Raw genomic sequence first — 12,948 nt, forward strand, 5'->3', positions numbered from 1 at the left:
GCGCTGAAATAAACGCGAACACCACGTAAGGGCCAGTCATGGCAAGAAACGCCTCAGCCAGTTCATCGGCAAAATCCGCGCCCGGCGCCAGCGAAGAGCGCGCGCGTTCCAGAAAAATTGGCGTTCTGGGCTCGTTGTGGCCGTTTATGAAGCCCTATAAGCTGTTGATGATCGGCGCGACATTGGCATTGATCCTGACGGCCAGCATGACATTGACTCTGCCGTTGGCCGTGCGCCGCGTGGTGGACAACTTCCGCATCGAAGATGGCGAGTTACTGGATTGGTACTTTCTAGCTGCGCTGGGCATCGCCGGTGTCTTGGCCATCGGAACAGGTATTCGCTATGCACTGGTGACACGGTTGGGTGAGCGCGTCGTGGCCGACATTCGTAAGGCCGTGTTCGACCGCGTCATCGGGATGAGCCCCGAATTCTATGAACGCATCATGACCGGAGAAGTCCTCAGCCGGATCACCACTGACACGACGTTGATCCAGTCTGTGCTGGGCTCTTCGGTATCGATCGCGTTGCGCAACATGCTGATGTTCATTGGCGGTTTGGTACTGATGCTGCTGACTTCGGCCAAGCTGACCGCGATGGTCCTGCTGCTGATCCCGCTGGTCGTGGTGCCAATTCTGGTACTGGGTCGCCGTCTGCGGGCCATCAGCCGCGAGAATCAGGACTGGATCGCAGCCTCGTCCGGAAACGCAGGCGAAGCGCTGGGTGCGGTTCAGACCGTTCAGGCCTTTACCCACGAACAGGCAAGCCGCGCCCAGTTCGGAGAGATGACGGAAACTTCGTATGAGGTTTCTTTGCGCCGTATCCAAACCCGTGCCGTTTTGACTGTGATCGTGATTTTTCTGGTCTTCTCCGGCATCGTGGGCGTTTTGTGGATGGGCGCGAATGACGTCCGCAACGGTGTGATGACCGAAGGTGTTTTGATCCAATTCGTGATCTATTCGATCATCATGGCCGGCTCTGTCGCGGCCTTGTCAGAGATTTGGAGCGAACTTCAACGTGCAGCCGGCGCGACCGAGCGTCTGGTCGAATTGCTGAACGCGCAGGACACCGTGAACGACCCCACGCAAGCCAAGGCCCTTCCCGCGCCCGTGCGGGGCGAGATACGGTTCGACGGTGTGACGTTCCGCTATCCTGCGCGGCCGGATGTGGTCGCGCTAGATCAGATGTCTCTGACAGTCAGCCCGGGCGAAACGGTCGCCTTTGTCGGGCCTTCGGGGGCAGGTAAAACAACGGTCATTCAGATGATTCAACGTTTTTACGACCCGGATGCCGGTGGGGTAAGCCTGGATGGCGTCGACCTGCGTGACTTAGACCGAGCTGAATTTCGGCGTCACATGGCGCTGGTCCCCCAAGACCCCACGATCTTTGCCGCCTCGGCCCGTGAGAACATCCGCTTTGGCCGGTTGGATGCAACGGATGCTGAAGTCGAGGCCGCCGCCCGCGCTGCCGCCGCGCATGATTTCATTTCGGCATTGCCGGAAGGCTATGACAGTTTCGTAGGCGAACGGGGCGTCATGCTTTCGGGTGGTCAGAAACAGCGCATCGCCATCGCGCGCGCGATCTTGCGCGATGCACCAGTTCTGCTGCTGGACGAGGCGACCTCGGCGCTGGATGCGGAAAGCGAGCGGGCGGTGCAGGGTGCTGTGGATCAGATGCGTGCGGGACGAACCACGTTGATCGTCGCACACCGGCTGGCCACCGTGAAAAAGGCGGACCGGATCGTAGTGATGGATGCAGGTCAAATTGTGGCGCAAGGTACTCATGATGATCTTGTGGCGCAGGATGGTCTGTATGCACGTCTGGCGCGGTTGCAGTTCACCGATGGTGTAGCTGCCGAGTAGTATGACGTTAGGGAAACGGATTTTCGCCGTAGCGTAATTTAGTTTTTTACCCCCTCCCTCTCTAACCCGTTGCTTGAACCCGCGTGGTTTTACTTCCATCCTGTGATGGAAAAAGCCGCGCGCAGAGTGCGATATAAAACGGGAGGAGACGCATGTCGTTTGTTGGCATCGACGATAAGAAGAAACTTGAACAGGAAATGCCGTGGGAGGATCGGGACGTGCCGGTCACATTCCACCAATTACTGTCGCGAACCGCGACCAAGTTTCCGAACAACAATGCGATCAGCTTTCAGTTGTTTTCTGTTCCCACAGACAAGGCCGAGACGCTGACATGGTCGGACCTGCTGGGCAAGGTCAATCAGGCCGCCAATCTTTTCCGGTCGTTGGGTGTCGGGGAAAAGGACGTAGTCGCCTATATCCTACCCAACTGTAATGAGACGCTGATCACCATGATGGGTGGCGCGGTTGCAGGTATCGTCAACCCGATCAACCCTTTGCTTGAACCCGAACAGATTGCAGCCATCCTGCGTGAAACCGGTGCCAAGGTTGTTGTCACGCTGAAATCCTTCCCCAAGACGGATGTGGCCCAAAAGGTCGAAGAGGCCGTGCGGCATGCGCCCAAGGTCAACACAATCCTCGAAATTGATCTGAACCGCTATTTGACCCCGCCCAAGTCATGGATCGTGCCTCTTTTGCGTCCCAAGATGGGCGACAAGGAACATCTGGCGCATGCGGATTACAAAAGCTTCAGTAAAGAGCTTGCCAAACAGCCGACCACTCTGACTTTCGAAGACAGTAAGGAAGACCGCGTCGCCTGCTATTTCCACACCGGTGGTACAACGGGTATGCCCAAAGTGGCACAGCACAAGTACTCGGGCATGATCTATAACGGCTGGCTGGGCGACACGCTGCTGTTCTCGGACGAAGACGTTGTTATGTGCCCGCTTCCGATGTTCCACGTCTTTGCCGTACATGTGATCATGATGGCGGCTGTGTCGTCGGGTGCGCATGTGGTATTCCCGACGCCGCAAGGCTATCGCGGCGATGGTGTGTTCGACAATTTCTGGAAGCTGATCGAGCGTTGGAAGGTAACGTTTATCATCACTGTCCCAACGGCGATTGCCGCCAAGATGCAGCGCCCGGTAGATGCCGATATCTCAAGCGTGAAAACTGCGTTCTCGGGCTCGGCCCCGCTGCCGGTCGAGCTGTTCCGCCGCTTTGAAGAGGCCACGGGCGTCACGATCATCGAAGGTTATGGCCTGACCGAAGCAACCTGTCTGGTGTCGTGTAACCCGACGGATGGTGAGAAAAAGATCGGTTCGATCGGGATACCGTTCCCCTATACGGACGTAAAAATCCTGAACGACAGCCCGGACGGCCCGGTCGAGTCTGCTGCCAATGAGATCGGCGAGATCTGTATTTCGAACCCGGGTGTCTACGCTGGCAATACCTATACCGAAGCGGACAAGAACGTAGATCTTTATCATTTCGACGAATACCTGCGCACAGGCGATCTGGGCCGCTTTGACGAGGACGGATACCTGTGGATTACGGGCCGCGCCAAAGACCTGATCATTCGCGGGGGTCACAATATCGACCCGGCTGAGATCGAAGAGGCCCTGCTGGGCCATGAGGCAGTCGCATTCGCTGGTGCCATCGGTCAGCCCGACGCCTATGCGGGAGAGGTGCCTTGCGCCTTTGTCGAACTAGTCGATGGGGCCAAGGTCACCGAACAGGAACTGATGGAATACTGCGACGTCCACGTTCACGAACGCGCCGCACAACCCAAGCACATGACCATTTTGGACGAACTTCCGAAGACCGCCGTTGGAAAAGTGTTCAAACCCGAACTGCGCAAACAGGCGATCACCCGTATCTACAACGGTGCGCTGGAAAAAGCTGGTGTCGAGGCTCGTGTTGTCTCGGTGATTGATGATAAAAAACGCGGTTTGGTCGCACAGCTTGACGCGAACGGTTCCTCGGACGACGATGTCAGTAAAGTGCTGGGCTCATTCACCCGGCCATGGGAATGGGCTGCCTGATTGCGGAGGACACATGGATTATGAACGCCTGATCGACGAAGAAACTTGGGCGTTCATAAGACGTACCGCTGAAAGCTATCCAGATGATGCGGTTGATCTGTCCATCGCGGATCAGCGTAACGTGTATGACGCCATGTGTCGCGACTTTCGCCAACCGCGCCCGGCGGGCGTTGAAACAGAAGACAGGCACGCCGAGGGTGTGCCTGTTCGCATTTACACTGCCGGTGATCCGACACGGACGGTCGTCTATCTGCACGGCGGTGGGTTTGTTGTCGGAGGACTGGACAGCCACGATGACGTCTGCGCCGAAATTTGCGCGCAGACTGGGTACCGAATTGTTGCCGTAGATTATCGGCTCTGCCCCGAACATGTGCATCCAGCGCAGTTTCAGGATGCGTGGACCGCAGTGCAATGGGCCGCGAGTGAATTCGGTGACCCGCTTGTTCTGGCCGGAGACAGCGCCGGAGGCAATCTGGTCGCCGCTGTATCCCATCACGCGAGGGGTCGGCTGGATGGGATTCTGGGGCAGGTTCTGATCTATCCGGGATTGGGCGGGGACCGCTCCAAAGGGTCATATATCGAACATGCCCATGCGCCGCTTTTGACGTTAGAAGACATAGTCTTTTACGAAAAGGTGCGTTGCGGTGGCACACCTCCGCAAAGTGACCCGACCTACGCGCCTTTGCAGGATACGGATTTCGCCGGGCTGCCGCCCACAGTGATTGTGACGGCGGATTGCGATCCGCTGCGGGATGACGGGCCAGACTATTGCGAACGGATCAAAAAGGCCGGAGGGAAGGCACATTGCATCAACGAAGCGGGGCTGGTGCATGGCTATCTGCGGGCACGAAGCTCGGTCAAACGTGCCGCAGATAGTTTTGAGCGGATTTCGATCGCGATTGAAGCGCTGGGTCAGCAAATCTGGCCCTATGACTGATCACTTCAGAAAGGGTTGCGCCTTCATGGTCTCGGCCACCGGTGCGCCCATCCTCTTCAGGATCGTTGGTGCCAACTGAAGCTGGTCTATGACCGTATCCGCCTCGGGGCCTTCCGCGTCGCCGAAGTAATACAGCGCCGTTTCCTGTTGCAGTGGACTGCGCCCTCCGTGGTGGCCGCGGTCGTCCTGACCGTGGTCGGCGGTGACGATCACCTCGTACCCCAACTGACGCCAGCGGGGGATAAATGGGGCCAGCATTTCGTCCATGACAAAACAAGCGTGGTCCATCTCTTCGCTTTCGTGGAAAAAACGGTGCCCCATGCTGTCCAGAGTGCAAGTGTGCAGGATACCGTAATCAAGCCCGAACCGAAGGCACATGTTGGTGAGCTGGGCAAACAGATCCACATCGCACGGCGTCATCTGATTGGCTTTGCCGTAGCCCGTCATGGTGTGGAACCGGCCGTGGTTGATCGTCTTGCTGTTGGGTTCGTCATATTCCACGTCGCGCACGTAGTCGAAGGGATGGCGGTTGAAGAACTGCGACCAAAAACTATGAGTGACTGCCCCTGTGACGCCCCCGGCCTCGCGTATCTGGCTGAACACATCCTTGTGGCCGAGGCGGAAGACATTGCCATTGCCGGTGCAGCCATGTTCCTGCGGTGAGACACCTGTGTGGATCGAAGCGTAGCAACTGGCTGAGATTGACGGCAGCACCGCGCGGTGTTTCCACACGCGCGCCTCGCCGCTGTCGACCCAACCCTCGAGGTTGCCGAACAGGCGGCGGAAATTACGCCAAGGGACACCGTCAAGGATGATGAGAAGAAGTTTGCGGTCCATGGTTCGGCCTTTTCGTGGGGTCTTTCGGCGACCCTACGAGATTCGCAGGGCAGGGGCAGCTTGTTCCCGCCCCAAATAGCAAAATCCCGACACCTGTTTGTGACAAGCGTCGGGATTTTATGATTGTTTTGCGTGGGATCAGTTCCCGGCGCTCTCCATCTTGCGGTGCGCGACAACCTCTTCCAGCCAACCCAAATGCATCTCGGGCACCGAGCTTAGCAGAAGGTCGGTATAGTCGTCGAACGGCGGGCTCAGAACCTGCGATTTCGGGCCGTAGCGGACCACACGGCCCTGATACATCACCGCAATACTGTCGCTGATCGCGCGGACCGTCGCCAGATCGTGAGTGATGAACAAATAGGCCACATCCTCGATCTTTTGCAGGTCCAGCAGCAGCTTCAGGATGCCATCCGCAACCAAGGGGTCGAGGGCCGAGGTGACCTCATCGCAGATGATCATCTTGGGCTTTGCCGCCAGTGACCGCGCGATACAGACACGCTGTTTCTGCCCGCCCGACAGCTCCGCCGGATAACGGTCGATGAACTTCTCGCCCAACTCGATCTCGTCCAGCAGTTCCACGATCCGCTTGCGTTTTTCAGCGCCGCGCATGTTGAAGTAGAACTCCAGTGGGCGTCCGATGATGGTGCCCACGGTTTGACGAGGGTTCATCGCAACATCGGCCATCTGGTAGATCATCTGCAATTCACGCAGATCCTCGCGGGTGCGTCCCTTGAGGTCGGGCGACAGCTTGCGCCCGGCAAAAGTGATCTCACCACCGCGGGGCGGCAACAATCCAGTGATTACCCGCGCCAGCGTGGACTTGCCCGAGCCGGACTCGCCCACAACCGCCAGTGTCTGCCCCGGATGAAGCTCGACATTGACGTTGTGCAGTACGTCGAAATTCAGCCCCTTGTAACGCGCCGTGATTCCGTCGACGCTGAGCACCGGTTCAAGTGTGGGCTGCTTTTCCTCGTGTTCGATCGAACGCACCGAGACCAGGGCCTTGGTGTATTCTTCCTGTGGGTTGTTGATGATCTGGTCGGTGGTGCCGTATTCGACCGTATTGCCCATGCGCAGAACCATGATGTCATCACTGACTTGCGCAACGACCGCCAGATCGTGCGTGATATACAGCGCGGCAACGCCGGTATCTGCAATAGCCTCTTTGATGGCCATCAGAACGTCGATCTGCGTGGTCACGTCCAGCGCCGTAGTGGGTTCGTCGAACACCACCAGATCAGGCTCGGGGCATAGCGCCAGCGCTGTCATGCAGCGCTGTAGCTGACCGCCCGAGACCTGGTGCGGATAGCGCTCGCCGATATTGTCGGGGTCGGGCAGACCCAGCTTGGCGAACAGCTCGCGCGCGCGGGCCTCGGCCTCTTTGCGGCTGAATTTTTTCTGCTCAACCGCAGCCTCGACCACCTGATCCATGATCTTTTTGGCGGGGTTAAAGGACGCCGCAGCGGACTGAGACACATACGTCACCTCACCCCCGCGCAGCTTGCGGATATCGCCATAGGACGTCTTCAGGATATCACGCCCGTTGACCCAGACCTCGCCTCCGGTGATCTGAACTCCGCCTCGACCATAGGCCATTGAGGCCAGACCGATGGTGGACTTGCCAGCCCCGGATTCACCGATCAGCCCCAGCACCTTGCCGCGTTCAAGGTCAAAGCTGACCCCGTGCACGATTTCGATGTCATGGGGCTTTTCGCCTGGCGGATAGACGGTCGCGCCGATCTTGAGGTCGCGGACCTTGAGAAGGGTATCACTCATCCCCGGCCTCCTTTCAGCGATGTGGTTCGGTTCAGGACCCAGTCAGCCACGAGGTTGACCGAGATTGCCAGCGTCGCGATAGCCACAGCGGGGTAAAGCGCCGCGCCGATGCCATAGACGATGCCGTCCTTGTTTTCTTTCACGATCCCGCCCCAATCGGCCAGTGGCGGCTGAACGCCCAGCCCCAGGAACGACAGTGTCGAGACGAAGAGAACCGCAAAGATGAAACGCAAGCCCAGTTCCGCCACCAGCGGCGACAGAGCGTTAGGAAGGATTTCGCGGAAGATGATCCACGACTGCCCCTCACCGCGCAGCTTGGCGGCCTCGACATAGTCCATTACGGCGATATCTACCGCGACCGCGCGAGCCAGGCGATAGACGCGGGTGGAATCCAACAGACCCATGACGATGATCAGAACCGGAATGGTCACTGGCACCATCGCCAGCACCACCAGCGCGCTGATGAGCGTCGGGATCGACATGATCAGGTCAACTGTTCGGGACATGACCTGATCGGCCCATCCCCCCAGAACAGCGGCCAAAAATCCAAGGATCGAACCGGTCACAAAGCTGAGGATCGTCGCAGCCGTCGCGATAAAGATCGTTGTGCGTCCGCCATAGATCATGCGGCTGAGAAGGTCGCGCCCGATATTGTCGGTCCCAAGCCAGAACTGCGAACTTGACGGTTCCCAGACATCGCCCACGACCTCGGCCATACCGTATGGGGCCAGCACAGGAGCCAGCAGAGCAATCAGAAAATAGAGGGCTGTAAAGGCCAGCCCGATCATTGCAGAGATGGGGATGTTCTTCATTTCGGATGCCTCAGCCTTGGGTTGGCCAGAATGGCAACGATATCTGCAACCATGTTTAGTCCGATATAGATCGCGGCAAAGATCACGCCGCAGGCCAGAACCACGGGCACATCTCGCTTGGTTACGTGGTCCACAAGGTACTGCCCCATGCCGGGATAGACGAACACCACCTCAACCACGACAACGCCGACGACCAGATAAGCCAGGTTCAACATCACCACATTGACGATAGGTGCGACTGCATTGGGCAGCGCGTGGCGGTAGATGATTTTAAAGTTGGTCAGACCCTTCAGTTCAGCCGTTTCGACATAGGCCGACTGCATCACGTTCAGAATAGCGGCGCGCGTCATACGCATCATATGCGCCAAGACAACCATGGTCAGCACCATGACGGGCAGTGCGATCGAGTTCAGCTTTTGCCCAAGTGACATGCTGTCATTGATCATTGCCAGCGGCGAGAACATGCCCAGTTTTACGGCAACGAAATAGACCAGCACATAGCCGATCAGGAATTCCGGGATCGAGATTGTGGTCAGCGTGACAGCCGAAATCAGTTTGTCCGGCCACCGGTTGCGGTAGCGCACTGCCAGCAGGCCCAGAAAAATGGCCAGTGGAACCGAAACCAGCGCGGCCCAGAACGCCAAGAACAGAGTGTTGTTCAGACGGCCGCCAACAGATTCGGCGATGTCCAGCTTGTTTGTCAGGGACTGGCCCAGATCACCTTGCACAATGCCACCCAGCCATTCGAAATAGCGGGTCAGGGCAGGGCGGTTCAGACCCATTTCTTCGCGTAGGTTAGCCAGAGCTTCAGGGGTTGCGGACTGCCCCAGGACGGCTTGCGCGGCGTCTCCGGGAAGGGCTTCGGTCAGGCCAAAAATCAGGGCCGAAGCGCCGAGCAGCAATAGGAGTCCCAGCGCCAGGCGCTGGGAAACCAGTTTCAGAATAGGATGCATTCGTCCGTGATCCGTATCAGGCGAACCACATCTTACGAGACATCTGGCCGTTCATCAGCTCTTGGGTCGGGTCGGTCTCCCAACCTTCCAGCTGGTTGCTGACGCCTTCGACAAAGTCGTTGAACATCGGGCAGATCAGGCCGCCTTCGTCGCGGACCATCTGGCCCATCTGGCTGTAGATGTTCTTGCGCTTGTCATTGTCCAGCTCGGCACGGGCCTGGAACAACATTTCGTCAAAGCTGGCAACCTTGAACCGCGTGTCGTTCCAGTCAGCGGTCGACAGATACGCGGTCGCGTACATCTGATCCTGAACCGGACGGCCACCCCAATACGAGGCGCAGAAGGGCTGAACGTTCCATACTTCGGACCAGTAGCCATCGTTGGGCTCACGCTTGATTTCCAGCGGGATGCCGGCCTGAGCGGCGGTCTGCTGGAACAGAGCGGCGGCATCCACGGCACCCGGGAATGCACCATCTGCGACGCGCAAGATGATGGGCGATCCGTCATGGCCGGACTTCTTATAGTGCTCGGCGGCTTTTTCGATGCTGAATTCACGCTGTGGGATCGAGCCATCGAACAGAGGATATGCCGCGTTGATCGGCATGTCGTTCCCGATCGAGCCATAACCACGAAGAACCTTGTCGACCAGTTCCTGACGGTTGATCGCATATTTCAGTGCCAGACGCAGTTCGTTGTTGTCGAACGGTGCGGTGTCGCAATGCATGATGAACACATAGTGTCCACGACCAGCTGTTGAATGCACTGTCAGGTTGGGTGCGCGGCCCAGCAGGTCTGCCACTTTGGGCTCGACCCGGTTGATCGCGTGAACCTGGCCCGACTGCAATGCGGCTGTACGGGCGGTTGCGTCGTTGATTACAACCACTTCGACGCTGTCGAAGTTGCCAAAATCACTGTTCCAGTGGTTGGCAAATTTCTTGAACACATGGCGTACGCCGGGCTCGTCGACCTCCAGTTGGTAGGGGCCGGTGCCGATACCGGCGCCGGGGTTGTCCATGCCGCCGTCTGGCTGGATGATCAGGTGGTAGTCGGCCAGCAAATAGGGAAGGTCGGCATTCGCTTCGGTCAGTGTGACCTGGAAATACTCGCCATCGGCCTTCATGGACTCGATGCCCTTCATGATGCCCAGAGCACCGGACTTGGAGTCTTCGTTCGAATGGCGCTCCATGGTTTTCAGCACGTCTTCGCTGGTCATGGTCTTGCCATTGTGGAATTCCACGCCTTGGCGCAATTTGAAAGTCCAAACCTTAGCGTCCGCGCTGCCTTCAACGCTTTCGGCGACGCGTGGCTCGATCGAGCCATCGGGCGCGACCTCGACCAGCGTGTCACCGAACTGCTTGCCGTTCGCGAACGGAACCGAGCTGGCATAGGTTGCCGGGTCAAGCGAGTTGGTGGATTCGCCGCCCTGAAGGCCCAGCTTAAGATCGCCGCCCTTTTTTGGTCCCGCTGCGCGAGCTGCATCTGCAAACATGGTGCTGGCCATCGCTGCCGAAACACCCAATGCCGCCGCTTTTCCCATAAATTCGCGGCGGGTCAGTTTCCCGGCTGTGACCTGTTTGGTCATGTGAGTGAGTTGTTCGTTCATCCAAAGATCTCCCAGTTGATTGGATTCCAGCCCTTGCGCGGGCTTTTTATTGACGCATGAGTCAAAGTTGGCTGATTTTTGCCCACCGGGCAAGTTTTATTGTCATACATTTGCATCGCACTGAGTCACATCTGCTCGCGCGGGATCGAATCCTCCGTTTCCTTTGAAAAAACCTCTGTCCCTTCCTCATAGGCGGTCAGTTTGGCTTTCAGGTAAAAGGTGTTGATATCCGACCACATTTCACAAGTGGTCACGGTGCGCAGGTGAATGTCATCCCGGCGCATTTCCTGTGTCCAAACACATTGACCGCGCGCTGAAAGTGGATCTTCGGGGTGAATAGACCATTTTTCAGTGGCCGTGCCCCCGTGTGTCGGACCGTGGTGTTTATCTGTGATCAACCCAAAATCATCTTCGATGATCAAGTGCGTTTCGCCCGTGTTCATGTCTGTTTCTACACGGCGTTTGTTGCTGTCTGCACGCAGAGTGTCGACATCGCGAGGGGTTTCAGAATCGGCGGGTTCGAACACCCATTCGTCCCCGGATGACGGGCGAAGAGGGATATCGATCTCACCATTGGTCATATGAAGCTCGGTCGCCTCGGGCGAGGGCCAGATCAGCGGCCAGTAAGCGCTTGAGATTGCGACACGCAAATGGTGCCCTTTGGGAACGCGGTACGCGATATGGTCGAGGTCTAATTCTATCTCGAAGGGTACGTTGGGTGTCAGGGCAGACGGGGTCGCGTGGCTGTCTCGGTGTGACAGATTAAGGACCCCATAGGTGATACGCGTCGACGCACCGTCGGGGTGCACGTGGTTCAGACGCACGGCAATCTGTGCTTGTGGTTTGTCAGCGCTGACGCGAAGCCGTAGCCGAGGTGCGCCAACGATGTCCAAATCATCGGACAGTACTGCGCCGTCGAAACAAGCAGACAGCGCGTCATCCCCCCGCTGATCACCGGGCATGTCCGGGCCGAGCCAGATGGCGCAATACTCGCCGCCTTCCATCCCGCAGGTGTGCGGCGACCGGATGCGAGCGTCCAACGCGCCTGACGCGCCCAACCCGTCCTCGGTCAGCGCCAACGTCTGAACAGGCAAGTGCGTGGTCGCGCCCTTTTCTTCAGCGATCCAGCGGCCGGGACGTTCGGTGTACCACCGTTGCGGGCGAACGCCGTCCATAAGATAGGCACGGTAATCCGGGTCCTGGTCCACTCCGGTATTTCGGCCTTTTAACCAGTGGTCCCACCAGCGCAGCGCCTCTTGCAGGAACCCAATCCGGGGCTCGGGGATCGCGAAATGCGGATACTTGTGCACCCATGGTCCCACGATCCCTTTGGCTGGGGCGTCAAGTTGTTCGACCAGCAGAGGAACAGTGTTTTTATAGGCGTCACCCCATCCTCCGACGGCAAGGGTTGCGGCCCGGATAGCACCGAAATCCTCGCAGACCGAGCCGTGCTGCCAATAGGCATCCCGAGTCTGATGCCGTAGCCAGACCGACGGCAGGAATGGTTCATTTTCCAGTCGATCCAGCCATAGTTCGCGCCAGTTCGGGCGCAGTGCCGGATCAGGAGCGCGTGACGAATACGACCACATTGTTGCCCCCCAGCCGAGGTTTTCGTTCAGCAGGCAACCACCCTTGTAGTGGATGTCGTCGGCATAGCGGTCTGCGGTTGAGCAGAGGGTGATGATCGCCTTTAGGGCCTCGGGCTGCATTGCAGCGACCTGCAACGAATTGAAACCGCCCCAGCTGATCCCCATCATCCCAACTTGACCCGTGCACCAGGGTTGGTCGGCCAGCCACCGGATCGTCGAGACGGCGTCGTCCAACTCTTGTTGGGTGTACTCGTCCTCCATCAGCCCTTCGCTGTCGCCATTGCCGCGCATATCGACCCGGATGCAGGCGTAACCGCGCTTAGCGAACCAAGGATGTGTCAGGGCATCGCGCGTCGCGGTGCCGTCGCGTTTGCGGTAAGGCAGGAACTCCAGAATGGCGGGGACAGGATCGTCCTGCGCATCCACCGGTCGCCAAACGCGGGCAGACAGGCGGCACCCATCTGGCATGTGAATACCGATATCTGGCAGGTCTTCGATCTCGCGCAGCGCATTGGAGGGATGAGTCATCGGATCAGTCTC

Annotated in this window: 9 protein-coding genes; 3 read left to right on the forward strand and 6 right to left on the reverse strand. The window is 58.2% G+C overall.

What is annotated here, in order from left to right; all coding sequences use genetic code 11:
• Positions 1-38 precede the first annotated feature (38 nt).
• From ABWV79_RS17975 to ABWV79_RS17985, 3 genes are all read left to right on the forward strand, one after another.
• Positions 39-1,859: an ABC transporter transmembrane domain-containing protein gene (locus ABWV79_RS17975; RefSeq protein WP_353393674.1), complete on the forward strand. Its 1,821-nt coding sequence runs from the start codon at positions 39-41 to the stop codon at positions 1,857-1,859.
• 152 nt (positions 1,860-2,011) lie between these two features.
• Positions 2,012-3,901 (forward strand): acyl-CoA synthetase, encoded by a 1,890-nt coding sequence (locus ABWV79_RS17980; RefSeq protein ID WP_353393676.1) that lies wholly within the window; start codon positions 2,012-2,014, stop codon positions 3,899-3,901.
• Between the two features lie 13 nt (positions 3,902-3,914).
• Complete coding sequence (locus tag ABWV79_RS17985) at positions 3,915-4,838, forward strand: alpha/beta hydrolase (RefSeq protein WP_353393678.1); 924 nt, start codon at positions 3,915-3,917, stop codon at positions 4,836-4,838.
• Here the strand turns inward: ABWV79_RS17985 and ABWV79_RS17990 are convergent, their stop codons facing one another.
• From ABWV79_RS17990 to ABWV79_RS18015, 6 genes are all read right to left on the reverse strand, one after another.
• The gene (locus ABWV79_RS17990; protein WP_353393680.1) at positions 4,839-5,675 is read right to left on the reverse strand and encodes an alkaline phosphatase family protein; all 837 of its coding nucleotides are present in this window, start codon (positions 5,673-5,675) and stop codon (positions 4,839-4,841) included.
• A gap of 138 nt (positions 5,676-5,813) precedes the next feature.
• Complete coding sequence (locus ABWV79_RS17995) at positions 5,814-7,451, reverse strand: ABC transporter ATP-binding protein (protein ID WP_353393682.1); 1,638 nt, start codon at positions 7,449-7,451, stop codon at positions 5,814-5,816.
• Positions 7,448-8,263: an ABC transporter permease gene (locus ABWV79_RS18000; RefSeq protein ID WP_170352427.1), complete on the reverse strand. Its 816-nt coding sequence runs from the start codon at positions 8,261-8,263 to the stop codon at positions 7,448-7,450. Before ABWV79_RS18000 ends, ABWV79_RS17995 begins: the two co-directional genes overlap by 4 nt.
• The gene (locus ABWV79_RS18005; RefSeq protein ID WP_170352428.1) at positions 8,260-9,216 is read right to left on the reverse strand and encodes an ABC transporter permease; all 957 of its coding nucleotides are present in this window, start codon (positions 9,214-9,216) and stop codon (positions 8,260-8,262) included. Before ABWV79_RS18005 ends, ABWV79_RS18000 begins: the two co-directional genes overlap by 4 nt.
• Positions 9,217-9,232: 16 nt before the next feature.
• Positions 9,233-10,819 (reverse strand): ABC transporter substrate-binding protein, encoded by a 1,587-nt coding sequence (locus tag ABWV79_RS18010; protein ID WP_170753256.1) that lies wholly within the window; start codon positions 10,817-10,819, stop codon positions 9,233-9,235.
• A 125-nt stretch (positions 10,820-10,944) separates the two neighbouring features.
• A complete protein-coding gene (locus tag ABWV79_RS18015; RefSeq protein ID WP_353393685.1) occupies positions 10,945-12,936 on the reverse strand; it encodes a CocE/NonD family hydrolase in 1,992 nt (663 codons plus the stop codon).
• Between the last annotated feature and the right edge of the window lie 12 nt (positions 12,937-12,948).

The sequence above is a fragment of the Ruegeria sp. HU-ET01832 genome (genome assembly GCF_040371315.1).
GTDB classification, from domain to species: domain Bacteria; phylum Pseudomonadota; class Alphaproteobacteria; order Rhodobacterales; family Rhodobacteraceae; genus Ruegeria; species Ruegeria lacuscaerulensis_A.